General features: G+C 29.7%; 14 protein-coding genes and 1 rRNA gene. 11 read left to right on the top strand and 4 right to left on the bottom strand.

Annotation, left to right across the window (positions count from 1 at the left end):
* Window positions 1-134 precede the first annotated feature (134 nt).
* From rrf to ade, 9 genes are all read left to right on the top strand, one after another.
* A 5S ribosomal RNA gene (rrf, locus tag HGAG_RS10225) occupies window positions 135-251 on the top strand.
* A 191-nt stretch (window positions 252-442) separates the two neighbouring features.
* Window positions 443-1,159: a cytochrome c biogenesis CcdA family protein gene (locus HGAG_RS10220; RefSeq protein ID WP_004839634.1), complete on the top strand. Its 717-nt coding sequence runs from the start codon at window positions 443-445 to the stop codon at window positions 1,157-1,159.
* Between the two features lie 8 nt (window positions 1,160-1,167).
* Entirely contained in the window at window positions 1,168-1,719 is a 552-nt protein-coding gene (locus tag HGAG_RS10215; protein ID WP_019119049.1) for a redoxin family protein, read from the top strand.
* Window positions 1,720-1,728: 9 nt separating this feature from the next.
* Entirely contained in the window at window positions 1,729-2,898 is a 1,170-nt protein-coding gene (gene msrB, locus HGAG_RS10210; protein WP_019119048.1) for a peptide-methionine (R)-S-oxide reductase MsrB, read from the top strand.
* Between the two features lie 6 nt (window positions 2,899-2,904).
* Entirely contained in the window at window positions 2,905-3,645 is a 741-nt protein-coding gene (locus HGAG_RS10205) for a response regulator transcription factor (protein ID WP_019119047.1), read from the top strand.
* On the top strand, window positions 3,646-5,205 hold the full coding sequence (locus HGAG_RS11060) for a sensor histidine kinase (RefSeq protein WP_019119046.1): 1,560 nt from the start codon (window positions 3,646-3,648) through the stop codon (window positions 5,203-5,205). It begins immediately after the preceding gene.
* A 256-nt stretch (window positions 5,206-5,461) separates the two neighbouring features.
* On the top strand, window positions 5,462-6,007 hold the full coding sequence (locus HGAG_RS10195) for a GNAT family N-acetyltransferase (protein ID WP_019119044.1): 546 nt from the start codon (window positions 5,462-5,464) through the stop codon (window positions 6,005-6,007).
* Between the two features lie 195 nt (window positions 6,008-6,202).
* Window positions 6,203-6,670: a solute carrier family 23 protein gene (locus HGAG_RS10190; RefSeq protein WP_154645853.1), complete on the top strand. Its 468-nt coding sequence runs from the start codon at window positions 6,203-6,205 to the stop codon at window positions 6,668-6,670.
* Window positions 6,671-6,680: 10 nt separating this feature from the next.
* Window positions 6,681-8,372, top strand: coding sequence for an adenine deaminase (ade, locus tag HGAG_RS10185; RefSeq protein WP_019119042.1), 1,692 nt, complete (start codon window positions 6,681-6,683; stop codon window positions 8,370-8,372).
* A 70-nt stretch (window positions 8,373-8,442) separates the two neighbouring features.
* On the opposite strand, the gene HGAG_RS10180 is transcribed toward ade, so the two are convergent.
* From HGAG_RS10180 to HGAG_RS10170, 3 genes are all read right to left on the bottom strand, one after another.
* Window positions 8,443-9,396, bottom strand: coding sequence for a 3-hydroxyacyl-CoA dehydrogenase (locus HGAG_RS10180; protein WP_019119041.1), 954 nt, complete (start codon window positions 9,394-9,396; stop codon window positions 8,443-8,445).
* Between the two features lie 163 nt (window positions 9,397-9,559).
* Complete coding sequence (locus HGAG_RS10175; RefSeq protein ID WP_019119040.1) at window positions 9,560-11,800, bottom strand: ABC transporter permease; 2,241 nt, start codon at window positions 11,798-11,800, stop codon at window positions 9,560-9,562.
* Complete coding sequence (locus tag HGAG_RS10170; RefSeq protein WP_019119039.1) at window positions 11,800-12,495, bottom strand: ABC transporter ATP-binding protein; 696 nt, start codon at window positions 12,493-12,495, stop codon at window positions 11,800-11,802. The genes HGAG_RS10175 and HGAG_RS10170 overlap by 1 nt, the downstream gene beginning before the upstream one ends.
* Window positions 12,496-12,713: 218 nt before the next feature.
* Here HGAG_RS10170 and HGAG_RS10165 point away from each other — a divergent pair, with 218 nt between their 5' ends.
* Window positions 12,714-14,108 carry a Na+/H+ antiporter NhaC family protein gene (locus HGAG_RS10165; protein ID WP_019119038.1) on the top strand — a complete coding sequence of 465 codons (1,395 nt, stop codon included), beginning with the start codon at window positions 12,714-12,716 and terminating at the stop codon, window positions 14,106-14,108.
* Here HGAG_RS10165 and HGAG_RS10160 read toward each other — a convergent pair.
* Window positions 14,071-14,988, bottom strand: coding sequence for a LysR family transcriptional regulator (locus tag HGAG_RS10160; protein ID WP_004839646.1), 918 nt, complete (start codon window positions 14,986-14,988; stop codon window positions 14,071-14,073). The two genes, HGAG_RS10165 and HGAG_RS10160, sit on opposite strands and share 38 nt — an antisense overlap.
* Window positions 14,989-15,067: 79 nt before the next feature.
* On the opposite strand from HGAG_RS10160, the gene megL reads away from it, so the two are divergent.
* Window positions 15,068-16,258, top strand: coding sequence for a methionine gamma-lyase (megL, locus tag HGAG_RS10155; RefSeq protein ID WP_019119037.1), 1,191 nt, complete (start codon window positions 15,068-15,070; stop codon window positions 16,256-16,258).
* The last annotated feature ends 174 nt before the right edge of the window (window positions 16,259-16,432 follow it).

Here is a 16,432-nt window from a genome sequence, read left to right as displayed (position 1 = left end):
AATTAAAAAGGTAAAAATTGAAGAACTAACCTAAACATTAAGTTGGGGAGTCGGCTCCGTTAGCCAAATCAAAGATTTGGACTACGCGACATCTGACCTACCAACGAAAACAAGTTTTCGGGTTAGGTCATGAATATGGTGACGATGGCAGAAGGGATACACCTGTTCCCATACCGAACACAGAAGTTAAGCCTTCTAACGCCGATGGTACTCGGAGGGAGACCTCCCGGGAGACTAGGAAGTTGCCAAACAATCAAGACTAGCATAAGCTAGTCTTTTTTGTTGTCTATAAATATATTTTTTTTGATTTTAAATTTCTTTTTGCTTGTATTTTTATTTTATTTTTTAATATCTGATTATTTTTATATTTTACATAAGATATTTCTATTCTATTATTTTTCCTTTGATTTTATAATTATATTATAAAAAAAAGGAGGTATTTATGATTGAAAATCAATTACTTTTAAGCTCGGTTTTTATTGCTGGCTTTTTATCGTTTTTTGCTCCTTGTACTTTTTCTTTGATGCCTGCTTATATTGGTATCATTACGGATCAAAGGGGAGAATATAAAAATTTTAAATTTGGAAAAATTTATATAAATATTGGTGCTATTATTAAAACTATGACTTTTATTTTGGGTCTTGCTACTAGTTTTGTTATTTTGGGTTTTGGTGCAGGTTTTTTTGGAAAATTTGTCAATAATAGATGGGTAATTTTTATTGGGGGACTTATTGTGTTTTTGTTAGGTCTTCATCAAATGGAAATTATTAATATTGAAAGATTGAATGTTACTAAGACTGTTAATTTTAAAAATAAGAAAACTAAGGCTTTGGGGACTTATCTTATGGGGCTTTCTTTTTCTTTGGGTTGGACACCTTGTGTTGGTCCAATTCTTGGAGCGGTTCTTCTTACTTCTGCAAGCAGTGGTAAGGAATTTTATGGGGCTTTTATGATGCTAGTTTATTCGTTTGGCCTTATGGTTCCATTTTTATTGATGGCTGTTTTATCTTCTACTCTTAATAAAAATTTTGATTTTTTTAGAAAGCATCTTATTTTTATGAAACGTTTGGGTGGATTTTTGATAATGGTAATGGGCGTTGTTCTTATGACTAATCAATTGCCTAATCTTACTTCATTTTTTAATAATTTATTTATTTAGGAGGATATATGAAAAAATCTTTAGCGATACCGTTTTTAGTGATAGCTTTTGCTCTTAGTGCATGCTCTAGTGAAAAATCGGCGGATAAAAATATGAATGATATGAAGGATAAAAATATTTCAAGTAATAGTAAGGAAAATAAAGATAGTGATAATTCTTTGAATCTTGAGGATAGGGACGGAAACAAGGTTTCTTTGGAGTCTTTTAAGGGGAAGAAAACTTATATTAAGTTTTGGGCTTCTTGGTGTCCTATTTGTTTGTCAAGTCTTGGCGAATTAGATGAATTGTCTAATAGTGATGGGGATTATCAGGTTGTAAGTGTGGTTGCTCCTGACCAAATGGGGGAAAAATCTAAGAAGGATTTTATTAAATGGTTTGATGGTTTGGAATATAAAAATATTAATACTTTGTATGATACGAGTGGGGATTTTATTAAAAAATTTAATGTTAAATCTACTCCTACAAATGTATTTTTGGATTCTGAGGGTAAGCTTGTCAAGGTTGCTCCGGGGGCTTTGGATAAGGATACTATTAATGAAATTTTTAAACAGATTAAATAGGAGTTTTGTATGAAAAGTAAATTTATTTTTGTTTTTTTGATTTGTGCTATCTTTTTGGTGGCTTGTTCTAATAAATCTAAGAATAAGTCTAAGGATAATGGAAATATTTCTAGCACAAATGAGGAAATTAGCAAAAAAATTGATGAAATTATTGACTCTAATAATAAGAAAAATTTAAAGGAAATGGAAAATCAAAAAGATATGGATAAGGAAAAGGAAAATTATTCTAAGGATGATCTTAAAAAAATCTACCTAGCTGGTGGTTGTTTTTGGGGTGTTGAGGAATATATGCAAAGAATTTATGGGGTTTATGATGCTGTAAGTGGTTATGCAAATGGAAAGGTTAATAATCCGACTTATAAAACGGTAAGTAGTGGCAAAAGTGGCTATGCGGAAACTGTGGAAGTAACTTATGATAGTAAAAAAATAAAGCTTGAGGACTTGCTTAATCATTATTTTAAAATAATTGATCCAACTAGCCTTAATAAACAAGGAAATGATAGGGGAAGTCAATATAGGACTGGGATTTATTATGTGGATGATTCTGATAAGGAAGTTATTGATAAGGTTATGAACTTTCAGGCAAAAAAATACAGCGAAAAAATTGTGGTTGAAAATATGAAACTTAAAAATTTTACTGTGGCTGAAGATTATCATCAAGATTATTTGAGGAAAAATCCAAATGGATATTGCCATATCGACTTGTCAAAGGCGAGTGAAGTTGTGATTGACCCTGCTAAATATCCAAAACCATCGGATGATGATTTGAAAAGAAAACTTACGGATATTCAGTATAGGGTTACTCAAAAAAATGAAACTGAATCTTCTTTTTCTAATGAATATTGGGATAATAAGGAAAAAGGTATTTATGTTGATGTAGCAACTGGAGAGCCTTTGTTTTCATCAAGTGATAAATTTGATTCGGGTTGTGGTTGGCCATCTTTTTCTAAGCCAATAGCCAAAGATGTTGTGACATATCGTGAAGATAAGTCGTATAATATGAACAGAACTGAAGTGAGAAGTAGGTCTGGGGATTCTCATTTGGGACATGTTTTTAATGATGGCCCTAAAGAACTTGGCGGTCTTCGTTTTTGTATAAATTCAGCTTCGATTAAATTTATTCCACTTAAAGATATGGAAGATAGGGGATATGGATATTTAAAACATCTTGTAAAGTAGGGGATTATGTATAAATTGTTAATAGCAGATGATGAATCTATCATAAGAAAGGGCATAAAAAATTTAATAGATTTTGAAAATTTGGAAATCGATCAAGTTTTTGAGGCGGAAAATGGGAAAGAGGCTGTTGATTTGGCTTTAAAAAACAAGATAGATATAGTTATAATGGATATAAATATGCCTATAGTTGATGGTCTTAGTGCTAGTAAAAAAATAAAGGAGAAAAATCCAGATTCTTACTTGTTAATTCTTACAGGCTACAATTATTTTGATTATGCCCAAGCTGCTATTAGGGCAAAGGTAGATGATTATATTTTAAAACCTGTTAGCAAAAAAGATGTAGAATATATGTTAAAAACTGCTGTAAATAAGCTTAATATTAACAGAAAAAATGAGTCTTTGAAAGAGTATAATGATAAGAATTTAAAGGCAAAAGAATCTTATGAAGATATAAAAAAATATATTGATAAAAATGTATTTTGTGAAGATTTTTCTTTAAATAAGATGGCAAGCGACATTGGTTACAATAATAATTATTTAAGCAGTTTAATAAAAGAAATTTACGGTCTATCCTTCCAAGATTTATCCAATAAATTGAGAATGGAAAAGGCAAGGATTTTGCTTTTGACAAGCGATATGAAAAATCAAGAGATAGCAGATGCCGTTGGTATCTATGATGTTTCATATTTTTCTAATAAATTTAAAAAATATTTTGGCAAAAGTCCAAAACAAATTAGGAAAAAATAAATGAAAAAGATTTTCAAAAAAATAGAATTCAAAATAAGTGCTTGCTTTTTTGTAATTTCTATTCTTATAATATCTCTAATGCTTTTTTCTTGGTACAAGCAAAGTTCTTCAAAGCTTATGACATATGAAAAAGAAGAAACAAGCCAAGAAGTCAAAAATGCAAGTATTTATGTGGCAAGCTATCTAGAAAAAAACAAAAACCTTGCAAGTCTGTTGGCTATGTCAGCCGAAAGTCAAAATATAATGGATGATAAGACAGATTTTAAAAATTTGAAGGACATAATAAAAGTTAGCGAAAAAAGTGATGAATTTATAAAAAAAATTTTCCTAGTTTCTGAAAATGGAAATATTATTTCAAATGAGAAAGTAAATTTAGAAACAAATAAGGATATGAAAAATATTTCTTGGTATAAGAAACTTATAAATTCAAATAATATGGCATTTGCAAGCAAGGCTGATTTTTCAAAAATATCTAGCGATTCGTCAAAAAATATAATAAGTATTTCCAAAGAAATTAAAGATAAAAACAACAAAAGATTGGGCTTTGTGGTTATAAATCTTTCCTATAAATTTTTGGAAGATTTTTTATCGACAATAAATTTTGGCAAATATGGCTATGTTTTTATTTTGTCCTCAGAAGAAGAACTCCTTTTTAAATCAAAAAATATGGAAGATTTTGGCAAAAAAGATTACGAAAAACTTTTAAAAAAGAGGATGAAACCAGAAAAAATGGATTTTGTTTCATCCAATGTTTTTATTCCAAATACCCAATGGAAGCTGGTAGGAATTTCCTTTTCAAACGCAATTTCTAATTTAAAAAAACAATTAATAGAAAGCTCCCTAATTCTTGCCCTAATCGTTTTTGTTTTGACTTTGTTAGTGTCGATTTTTGTGTCAAAAAAAATAAGCAAACCAATAATTTATTTGATTGGAGAAATCAAAAAAACCGACAAAAAATTATATAAAATAGAATCACTCCCTCAAGCATCAAGTGAAATACAAATCTTAACAAAAGAATACAACAACCTAATAGATAGGATTTTTGTTCTAACAGAAGATATAGAAAAAAAAGAAGAACAAAAAAGAACCTACCAAGTCAAAGCTCTCCAAAGCCAAATAAATCCACATTTTTTATACAATACCTTGGATACAATTTTGTGGCTTGTAGAATTTGGCGAAAATGAAAAAGCAATAAAAGTAACCAAAAATTTAGGGATGCTTTTAAGAAACAGCCTAAACATTGATGAAGATTTCGTAAAACTTGATAAGGAAATAGAACACGCAAAAAATTATCTAGATATACAAAAAATAAGATATGACAATAAATTTACCTACGAATTTATAAAAAAAATACAAACAAGCAGCCTATACGTTCCAAAATTAATACTCCAACCAATAATTGAAAATGCAATTTATCACGGAATAAGAGAAAAAAAATCCAAGTCTTACATTAAAATTATAGTAGAAAAAAATTCAGAATATTTAATAATAAAGATTATAGATAACGGACTTGGTCCAAAAGAAAAAAAGAAAATATTCCAACAAAACTTGGAGGAATAGGCATGGAAAATGTAAATAATAGGATAAAACTTTTGTGTGGAGAAAAATATAATTTAAAAAATGCAAAGAGAAAATGGCGAAACAATAGTAACATATAAGCTAAAAATAATAAAAGAAATTTAAAAAAATTAATAAAAAATGGGTTGTTTCAACAGCTCATTTTTTTTGTTTTAATTTATTTAAAGTTTTAGTTTACTTTTGAAAATCTAGTATGTTAATATATATGTAAAAATATTTAATAATGAGGATAAATTTTATGAATTTAACTAAAAAAATTTTTACTAATAGATTAATTTTAAGAAAGGCTAAGATTTCTGATGCCTCTTTGGCTTATAAGAATTGGATGTGTGATGAGGAAGTTACTAAGTTTTTAAGATGGAAAGCTCATAAAAATGTTTTTGAAAGTGAAAAAGTTATAAAAAACTGGGTTGATTCTTATAAAAATGATGATTTTTTTCAATGGATTATTGAACTTAAAGAATTAGCTGAACCGATTGGAACTATTAGTGTGATTTCTATTGATAAAAGAGTTAATTCTTGTCATATTGGTTATTGTATTGGGAAAAAATTTTGGAATATGGGATATACCTCTGAGGCTTTTTCTGCTATAATTTCTTTTTTATTTTCTCTTGGTTTTGATAGGATCGAATCTTCTCATGATCCTAATAATCCTTATTCTGGCAAGGTTATGGAAAAATGTGGTCTTGTTTATGAGGGTAGGTTAAGAAAGGCTGATTATAATAATCAGGGGATTGTTGATTCTTGTGTTTATGGTATTTTGAGGGAAGATTTTGAGAAATAATTTTTAAATTATTTATTTGGATTAGCTGGGCTTACAAAAATTTAAAAGGCGATAAAAATAATTTATCGCCTCAGAATGAAGACAAACCCAGGAAAAATCTCCAGGGTTTTCTAATATTATTAAATTTTTAATGAATGTTATAATATCTGGGCTGATTGTTTCTGTTTAACTGCTCATTAAATTTTTACTACAGACATGGCTGTATGTGTATTCGTTTTCATTTTCATGTCTATTTTTAACAATATAGGGACTGTAACAGGCCTTTCAATAAAAGCGGGATTAACAGATGAAAATAATGAAGCAAAAGATATGAATAAATCTTTTCTAGTAGATTCTTTAGGAACAATTGTAGCGGGGTGTTTAGGAACAAGTATTGTGGGAACAACATTAGAAACTTCAGCCGGCATAGAAGAGGGAGGGCGAACAGGACTTATGGCAGTGACAAGTGCAGTAAAAGCTATAGATTTTGATAATATAATAGAAGCTATACCTGCATTTTTAACCTTTATCATAATTCCTCTTACTTACAGTATTGTGGATGGTATTATGATAGGAATTTTATCTTATGTAGTATTAAATATTATAACTGGTAAATTTAAACAAATATCTTTACCAATGTATGCTATGGGAATTTTGTCTTTAGTTAAAATGTTATTTTTATAAGGAGAGAGAAATGTTAAAGAGTGATATGAAAGCGGATTTGATAATAAAAGATGTCAAAGTAATAGATGTGTTTCAAAATGAAATTTACAAGGGAAATGTAGCGGTGAAGAATGGAAAAATTATTGGCATTGGAGATTATGAAGATGCAGATGAGATTGTAGATGCAAAAGGATCCTACCTATCACCAACTATGACTGACGGACACGTGCACATAGAGTCTTCTATGGTATCTCCAGCTGAATTTTTAAAATGTTTAGTTGCAAGAGGAGTTTCAACTATAATAGCAGATCCACATGAGATAGCAAATGTGTGTGGGCTTGATGGGCTTGAATACATAATAGATGAAACAAAAGATCTACCGGCACATGTATATGTAATGTTGCCATCATGCGTTCCATGTACACCATTTGAAACAAGTGGAGCTATTTTAAAAGCTTGCGATTATAAAGAGATGATAAATAATCCGAGAGTTTTGGGCTTAGGAGAAATGATGGATTTTGTTGGAACAGTAAATCGATCAGAAGACATCTTGGAAAAAATTGACTTGGCTAAAAATAGCAATAAGGTAGTAGATGGACACGCCCCACTTTTATCAGCAAAGGCGTTGGACGATTATGTACTAGCTGGTATTTCAACAGACCATGAGTGTTCAGCTGTAGATGAAATGAAAGAAAAGATTCGCCGAGGAATGTACATTCAATTAAGAGAAGGTACAGCTGCTAAAAATTTAGAAGCACTGATAAAAGGAGTTACAAAAGATAACATAAGTCGTTGTTTCTTCTGTACAGATGATAGACATCCGCAAGACTTGTTAAAAGATGGAAATGTAGATAACAATGTGAGAAAAGCAATTAAATTGGGGATGGAACCTTTAGATGCAATTAAAATGGCAACTTTAAATCCGGCTCAGTGTTACAAAATGGAAAATTCAGGGGCAATTGCACCGGGGTATGTTGCAGATTTCTTTTTGTTCGATGATTTGAATAACATAAACGCAAAAGCAGTTTTCATTGGAGGCAAGAAAGTAGCAGAAGATGGAAAAGTAATAGTAGATTTTCCACAAAAACTTTCTCCAAAGGTACTTTCAAAAATGAATATAAGAGATTTTAAATTAGAAGATTTAAAACTTAGATTGAATTCAAACAGAGTCCATGTAATTGAAATGGAAAAAGAATCACTTTTAACTAAGAAAATTATCTGTGATGTAGATGTAAAAGATGGTTACTTCGAATACTCAGATGACGGAATAAGAAAAATAGTGGTAATTGAAAGACACACCGGAAATTCTGCAATAGCAATAGGATTGATAAAGGGATATGATATAAAAAATGCCGCTGTTGGAACTACAATAGCACACGATAGCCATAATTTAGTTGTTATTGGGGACAATGATGAAGATATGCTAAACGTAATAAAGAAAATAGATGAGATGAGTGGTGGAATGGCAATATCTTCAAATGGAAAATTAGAAGGGTCTTTAAGACTTGATATAGCAGGCATTATGAGTAGTAAATCAATGACAGAAGTACATGAAGACATCAAGAAATTATTAGAAAAAGCAAAAGAGCTTGGAGTAGGAGATGGAATAGATCCATTTATGACTCTTGGATTTATGGCTCTACCTGTTATACCGGATATAAAGATGACAGACAAAGGATTGTTTGATGTAAATGAATTTAAACACATTCCTTTAGAAGTTTAAAAAGTAGGTGCATTTGCACCTACTTTGTCAACAGTCTGAGGCGATAAAAATAATTTATCGCCTTATATTTTTATTTATATTTATAAAATCCTTCTCCAGTTTCAATACCCTTTAAGCCTTTGGCAGCTCTTTCTTCCAATTTTTTAATAGCTTTTGCAATTGGAGAATTTGGATCATTTGCTTGAGGATTTGTTTTTGAAATATTTATTACAGTTGTAATACCAACTATATCAATTATTTCGAAAGGTCCTCTTGGAGAGCCTGTTCCGATTTTCCAATCCATATCAATATCTTTTGGCTCAGCAACATCATTTCCATAAAGATTTAGACCAGCGTTAATAAATGGAACAAGCAAAGAATTCAAAATATATCCTGCTTGCTCTTTTTTAATTACAGCTGGATACATTCCTATATTTTTTGCAAATTCAATAACACTTTCAAAAGCCTCATCACTTGTTTTGTCATGCTTCATTACCTCAGCAAGATTTTGTCTCCAAATTGAGTTTGCAAAGTGAAGACTTAAAAATTTATCTTCTCTTCCTGTATATTCTCTAAATGTTGAAGGCAAGAAAGTTGAAGAATTTGTTGCAATAATTGCATCTTCCTTTAAATAAGAAGAAATTTTTTCATAAAAATCTTTCTTTTGATCAACAATTTCTGCAATTGCCTCAATAACAAAATCAGCATCAGAAAAAGCCTCATTTAAGTCAGTAGTGTATTTTATTTCTTTAAAAATTTTTTCATTTACATTTTTTAATTCTTCTATTTTTTCATTAGTAATTTCGTTTTTATCCTTGAAAAAAGACCTAGGATAATTTGGATTTTCAGCTCCAATATATGAAGGACAAGCCATAAGCTCCTTAGAAAAAATATTGTGTAAATTTTCAATTCTTGGCTTAATTCTTTCAATAGAACCTTCACTTCTTCCCCAAATCGTTACATTAAATCCATGAAAAGCTGTGACGTATGCAATTTGAGCACCCAAAACGCCACCACCAGCTATGGTTACATTTTTTATTTTCATTATTAGCTCCTTTTTTATATATATTTTCCACTCATATATATTGATATACCCAAAATTTGATTTTTTAAATTTTATTGTAGAAATCGACATAAAAAATTAGCAAATATAAAAGGAGATGTAAAAAAATAAGCAAAAGCATCAGATAGCAAGGTGTAATTTTTATTTATCCATTGATATTTTTAAGCTCTTTTACCATGTCTAATTTTGAAATTTTATAGCTTTCAATAATTTGTGTAATTATAAAAGTAAGTAAACTCAAGAAAAATGCAAAGGCAAATATTTTATTTGGGATAGATATATCTACAAAAATATCTAGTTTTTGCATAGAAATTTTTATTAAAAATTTTAGTATTGTATTCAGTAGTGGCATTAGAACAATCTCAAAAATTACTAGTAAAAAGAGTATGGTATTGATGTAAATTTTTACAACTTCTCTATCTTTAAATCCAAATATTTTAAGGTAGCTTATATTTTCTTTTGATTTATCAATAATAGTTGTTGAAATAACGCTCGTTATTATAAAATAAAAGGCTAGCGAAACAAGAAGGACAATTTTAAAAACAAATTTAAAGTGGTCAAAAAAATGGTCCATAAATTTTGTCATATCCTTTTTGTTTATCTCTGTTATTAAATTTTCTTTTGAAATATTTAACTTTTTATCTGATAAGTAGCTATTAAAATATGAGGAATCTTTTCCTATTAATTTATTTAAGTTTTGTCTATTTGTTAAAATTTGCAAAGTTTTTATCTTATCATCAATTTTTTTTATCTTTAAGGTATTAGTTTTATTATTATAAGAGTTTAAGACTTTTATTGTATCATTTTTTTCTAGATTAAATCTTTGTGCAAGACCGTATGATATAACAACTTCATATTTATTAAGCTCATTTAAATTTTCATTATCATACTTGCTATTTTTATCAACTCCATAAATTTGAATTTTTTTGTCATCAAAATTTACCAAATTTACATTCACAATGCTAGCCATATCTGATTTTATGAGTTCATCCTTTGTCTTTACAAAGTAAATATGGTCATATTTCATCTCATCTTTCATTTTTTTTGCATAATTTTCAAAAGAAGGTTCAAGGCAAATAGAGAAAACCAAAAGCAAATTTGCTAAGAAAATTCCAAATAGTAGGGCTAGAAAATTTAGTTTGTTGTTTAATATCAATCTTAGTTTTGCCTTTTGCATAAAAGAAAAATTTTTCAATTTAAGTTTTGATATTTTATTTTTCTTATATAAATTTTTCCTCAAAAAGTCAATAGGATTGTGATTTAAAGAAAAATATACAACAAAAAAATTAATTACTAAATATATAAAAATAGGCAAAATAGTCGTAAATGCAAAGGTAAGATAGCTTGTATTTAGCTCAAATTTTGGTAGTTCAAAGGAAAGATAATATACATCAGCATATTTTTTATAAAAATAAGTAAAGGCTATAAAATTTCCACAAATGGATGCCAAAATTGCCAAAAATAAAGGCATAGCCATATAATTTTTTAATAATTCCTTTTTTTTGTAACCAGAAGCTAAAAGACAACCAATTATTGGAGATTCATTTTCAATTAAATTTTTAATTTGCACAGCACTAATAAAGGCTAGAGAAATAAATAATAAAATACTAGCCGAAATCATAGTAGGCACATCCCCATCCATATCATCCATAATATAAGTTATGCATTTATTGTCATATCTTGTAACACCATCAATCATTAGATTATTTTTATTGATAATTTTTCCAAAATTTTTAAGCCTTTTATTTGCAACTTTACTATTTTTAGAAAATTTATCATGATAGGAATAATTATAAACAATTTTTTTATCCTTTATCTTATCAAAAGTTTTAGAAGACAAAAGACAAACACCAAAATATCCCGTATCCATAACAATATCTTCCCTATTTTTAAGAAGAGTAGAATAGTCAGGCAAAGAAACAAGGCCTGTTACGAGATATTTTTTATTTTTAATTTTCAAAAAATCCCCTATATTTATTTTATTTGCCCTTGCATAATTAGCAGAAATAGCAATTTCATTGTCATTATTTGCCAATCTTCCATCAAAAATTTGACTAATATTGATATTATTTCTATTTTTAAAAACTCTTAAAGTCCTATCATCATTATATTTTTCTTCAAAATAAAAATTTTCATAAACATTCAAAGAAAGATCTTCCAAGGCTTTGATTGTTTTATTAGATAGTTTATCAATACAAACAAATTCTCCATCCTCAACTTTTCCATCATCAATTTGCTTGTAATACAAATGTTTAATAGACTGTTGGGCAGTAAAAAATGATGATGAAAAAATAATTAAAATGGTTAAAGTTAAAAAAATAGAAAAAAATTTAAAAGGATTAGATTTTATTTGCCTATAAATTCTTTTATTAAGAGGATTTTTCATTACCAAGAAACCTCCTTAGCAGATATTTTATTTGAATTTACAAAAAGATTCTTTATTTTACCATCATGTAAATTTAAAATAATATCACACATTTTACTTATATTAGTATTGTGAGTTGCAATTAAAATCGTAGATTTATAAATTTTATTTAAATTTTCAATTAAATTCAAAACATCCTTGGCACTTTCATAATCAAGAGCACCAGTTGGCTCATCACAAATTAAAATTCTAGGGCTTTTTACCATAGCCCTTGCAATAGAAGTTCTTTGCGCTTGACCTCCAGAAATTTCATTTGGGAATTTATATTTTTGGTCAGATAAACCAAGATTATCTATCAAATCATCAATATCAAGAGGATTATCAGACAAAAATTTACCAAGCTCAATATTTTCTATAACATTTAAATCACTAATTAAATTATAAAATTGAAAAACAAAGCCCAAATTATTACGCCTAAAAATTTCCAAATCTTTTTTATTTAATTTACCTAAATTTTGACCAAAAATATTAACATTTCCTATGTCAATTGTTTCAATTCCACCAATAATATTTAACAAGGTAGATTTTCCAGAACCAGAAGGCCCTAAAATACAAATTATTTTTCCTTCATCAAAAGATAAATCAATTCCCTTTAAAACTTCTATCTTGTTAGAATTTTTTCCATAAAACTTATGTAAATTTGAAATTTTAATCATAATTACCCCTTCTAAATAAAAAATTACAAATAAAGATTAACAAGTATACAATCTTTTTTTTATTATAAAACAAATGAGAACCTTTATCAACTAAAATGTGCAAAAGCTTTTATAAGTTTTTCTTATATGCACCATAACTTATATGTATTTTACAACGATTTCAATCTAATGTATTATAATAGTGAAAACGTAATCATTTTTAAAAAGGGGTGAATATTGTGAAAGAAAATGAAAAAATTTCAGGAAAGGCGTTAATTCCATTTTTGGTTTTTATCGTTATTTATCTTGCCACAGGTATCGTACTTCATTTAAGAGGAGTAGAAATGGCATTTTATCAATTGCCTGCACCTATTGCAGCTTTTGTTGGTATTATTAGTGCATTTTTATTATTTGGTGGAAGTATTGATGAGAAATTTGACAATTTAGTTGCAGGTTGTGGCGACTCAAACATTATTATTATGTGTTTGATTTACATATTGGCTGGCGCTTTCTCTGCTTTGGCTTCTGCCTCTGGTGGAGTTGATTCTGTAGTTGGTTTGGGACTTTCTTTTGTTCCTGCTAAATTTTTAACTGCAGGTGTATTTTTGATAGCTTGTTTCATTTCTATTGCTACTGGTTCTTCTGTTGGTACTATTACTGCTCTTGGACCTATAGCTGTTGGTCTTGCTAAATCTGGTGGTATCAATATGGCTTTGATGCTTGGTGCCTTGGTTGGTGGATCAATGTTTGGAGATAACTTATCTGTTATTTCTGATACAACTATCGCTGCTACTAGAACTCAAAATTGTGAAATGAAAGATAAGTTTAGGATGAACTTGAAGATGGCTCTTCCTGCTGGAATAATTACTTTTATTTTGCTATTAATTTTGGGTGCACCTGAAAGTCAACCTGCTCAAAAAGATTTATCTTACGATATTATTAAGATTATTCCTTATATTTTCGTATTGGTAGTTGCTCTTATGGGCGTTAATGTATTTTTAGTTTTAACTGGTGGTATTGTTTTATCTGGTATTGTTCTTCTTATGAACAATGGATTTGACTTGCTTGCTCTTTCTCAAACTATGTGGGAAGGCTTTACTGGAATGTTTGAAATCTTCTTACTTTCTATGTTAATTGGTGGTCTTTCTAATATGGTTACCAAAGAGGGCGGTATTAATTGGATTATTGCAAAAATTAGAAAATTTGCTAAGGGAGAAAAATCTGGCGAGCTTGGTATAGCTGCACTTGTTTCTCTTGCTGACGTAGCAATTGCTAACAATACTGTTGCAATTATTATTTCAGGTCCAATCGCAAAGAAAATGTGTAATGAATATAAGATTGATCCTAGAAGATCTGCATCACTTCTTGATACATTCTCTTGTGTATTCCAAGGAATAGTACCTTATGCTGCTCAAGTATTGATAGCTGCAAGCTTTACAAAAGGCGCTGTAGCACCATTCCAAATCATACCATATTTCTGGTATCAATTTATCTTGGGAGTTGTTTCCATAGTTTCTATCTATGTACCATTTACAGCTGCAAAAGATAAATGGAATTTTGAATATGATATGGCTGAATCAAAAGTTGCAGGTCATGTTAAAAATTTGGAAGACAATGAACAAGCTCACGCTTAGTTAGGGATAAATATTCCTTACAAAGCTTTGAAAGATTTTTGGAAGATTTGTAAACATAACCTATATCCATAGATAAATTTTCTGGATTTTCAAGCTTAACAGTTTTGATATTAGGAAATCCACTATTTGGATGAAGGCAACCTGTTCCAACATTAAAAGAATTTGTGTTGGAAATAAGACCTAAAGTCGTGCCCCTATCTTGGGTATAGATAACCTGTTTGTGATCAGGTAGGTTTACAAATTCTTCCGGTAAAATCTCAGTGTCATTTTGCTCATAAATTATCATAGGATAATTATAAAGATCATCTATCTTAATCAAATTTTCATTTGCTAATGGATGGTCTTTGTTAATGAAAACATGAGGAATGACCTTTGCAATTGTAACATAAGATAAAGATTTTTCTTTAAATAAATTAAAAATAGCTTGCCTATAAGGTTCATTTATGTAAATAAAGGCAAGATCAGAATAATCGTTTTCAACGTGGTTAATGGCATCAAGGGATGTGGTTTCTTTTAAATAAAATTTGAAAGAATTATCCTTGTACTTGTCAATTAATTTCATAAAAGCTGAAACAGCAAAATTAAAGTGCTGACTTGACACTCTAAGCTCAGAAATATCCTTATTATCTGGAGCATATTGTCTTTGGATTTCCTTATACTTGCTGATTAAATCTTGGCATTTTATGAGATACTCAAGACCCTTGGCGGTTGTTTGAGTTCCACTTTGATTTCTCTCAAAAATTTTAAAACCCAGTTCTTTTTCAAGATCATTTATAGCCATGGAAATGGCAGGCTGGGATGTGTAGAGGTTTTTTGCAGCCTTTGAAATAGAACCTGTTTTAGAAACTTCTATAGCGTAAATAATTTTGTTTAAATTCATAATATCTCCTTAGTCTCTTTGGATATATTATATTAAATATTTGGTAAAAATGAAACAATGGAAATGAAAGGATTAGAAAATGACAGAAAACAAAAAAAGATCATTTGCAACAGAAACAATACACGCAGGCGCAATAAAAGATACATACGGTTCATTAGGACTACCAATATATCAAACATCAACCTTTATATTTGACAACGCAGAACAAGGTGGAAGAAGATTTGCTCTAGAAGAAGAAGGATTTATCTATTCAAGACTAGGAAACCCAACCAACGATGCTTTGGAGAAAAAACTAGCAGCCCTTGAAGGAGCAGAAGCAGCAGTATCAACATCATCAGGAATGGGAGCAATCACATCATCAATCTGGCCATTTATCAAAGCAGGCGATCATATCCTAGCATGCGGCACACTCTACGGATGTACATTTGCATTTTTAAATGAAATAACAAAATTCAACGTAGACGTAGAATTTATAGATATGACAGATCTAGAAGAAGTCAAAAAACATCTAAAAGACAACACGAGAATAGTATATCTAGAAACACCAGCAAACCCAACCCTAGATGTAATAGATATAGAAGAAGTAGTAAAACTTGCAAAAGCAAACTCAAAAGACACATTAGTAATCGCAGACAATACCTTTGCAACACCATACCTACAAAATCCATTAAAACTTGGCGTAGATATAGTAGTACATTCAGCAACCAAATACCTAAACGGACACGGCGACGTAATAGCAGGATTTTCATGCGGATCAAAAGAATTAATGACTCAAGTAAGACTAGTAGGCCAAAAAGACTTCACAGGCTCAGTCCTATCAGCTCACGATGCATTCCTAATCTTTAGAGGAATGAAAACCCTCGAAGTAAGAATGAAACAACACGTAGCAAACACCAAAAAGGTTGTAGAAGCATTACAAAAACACAAAAACGTAGAAAAAGTATATTATCCAGGTCTAGAAGATTTCAAAAACCACGAAGTAGCTAAAAAACAAATGAAAGACTACGGAGCAATGGTAACATTTGAAGTAAAAGGCGGAATCGAAGCAGGAAGATGCGTAATGAACAACGTAAAATTATGTTCACTAGCAGTAAGTCTAGGCGATGCAGAAACATTAATTGAGCATCCAGCAACAATGACCCACTCAACCTACTCAGAAGAAGCCCTAAAAGAAGCAGGAATAGCACCAGGCTTAATCAGATTATCAGTAGGCCTAGAAGATGCAGACGAAATAATAGAAGACTTAAATCAAGCCTTAGACCTAATCTAAAAATTATATGAAAAATCTCCCCGCGGGGAGATTTTTTAATTTGCTAAATAATAAAATATATAATAGGTAAATTACTCAAGACAAGTAGGCTTGGATTCTTTTCGATATTTATTCGAATTTGCTTAAATAATGAGATCTATCCACGCATTTGCTATGCTCATTTAGTTAAGATAG

This window comes from Anaerococcus obesiensis ph10, from assembly GCF_000311745.1.
Taxonomy (GTDB): Bacteria; Bacillota; Clostridia; order Tissierellales; family Peptoniphilaceae; genus Anaerococcus; species Anaerococcus vaginalis.
The sequence above is the reverse complement of the archived record's forward strand: the minus strand, read 5'-3'. Positions and strand labels throughout refer to the sequence as shown.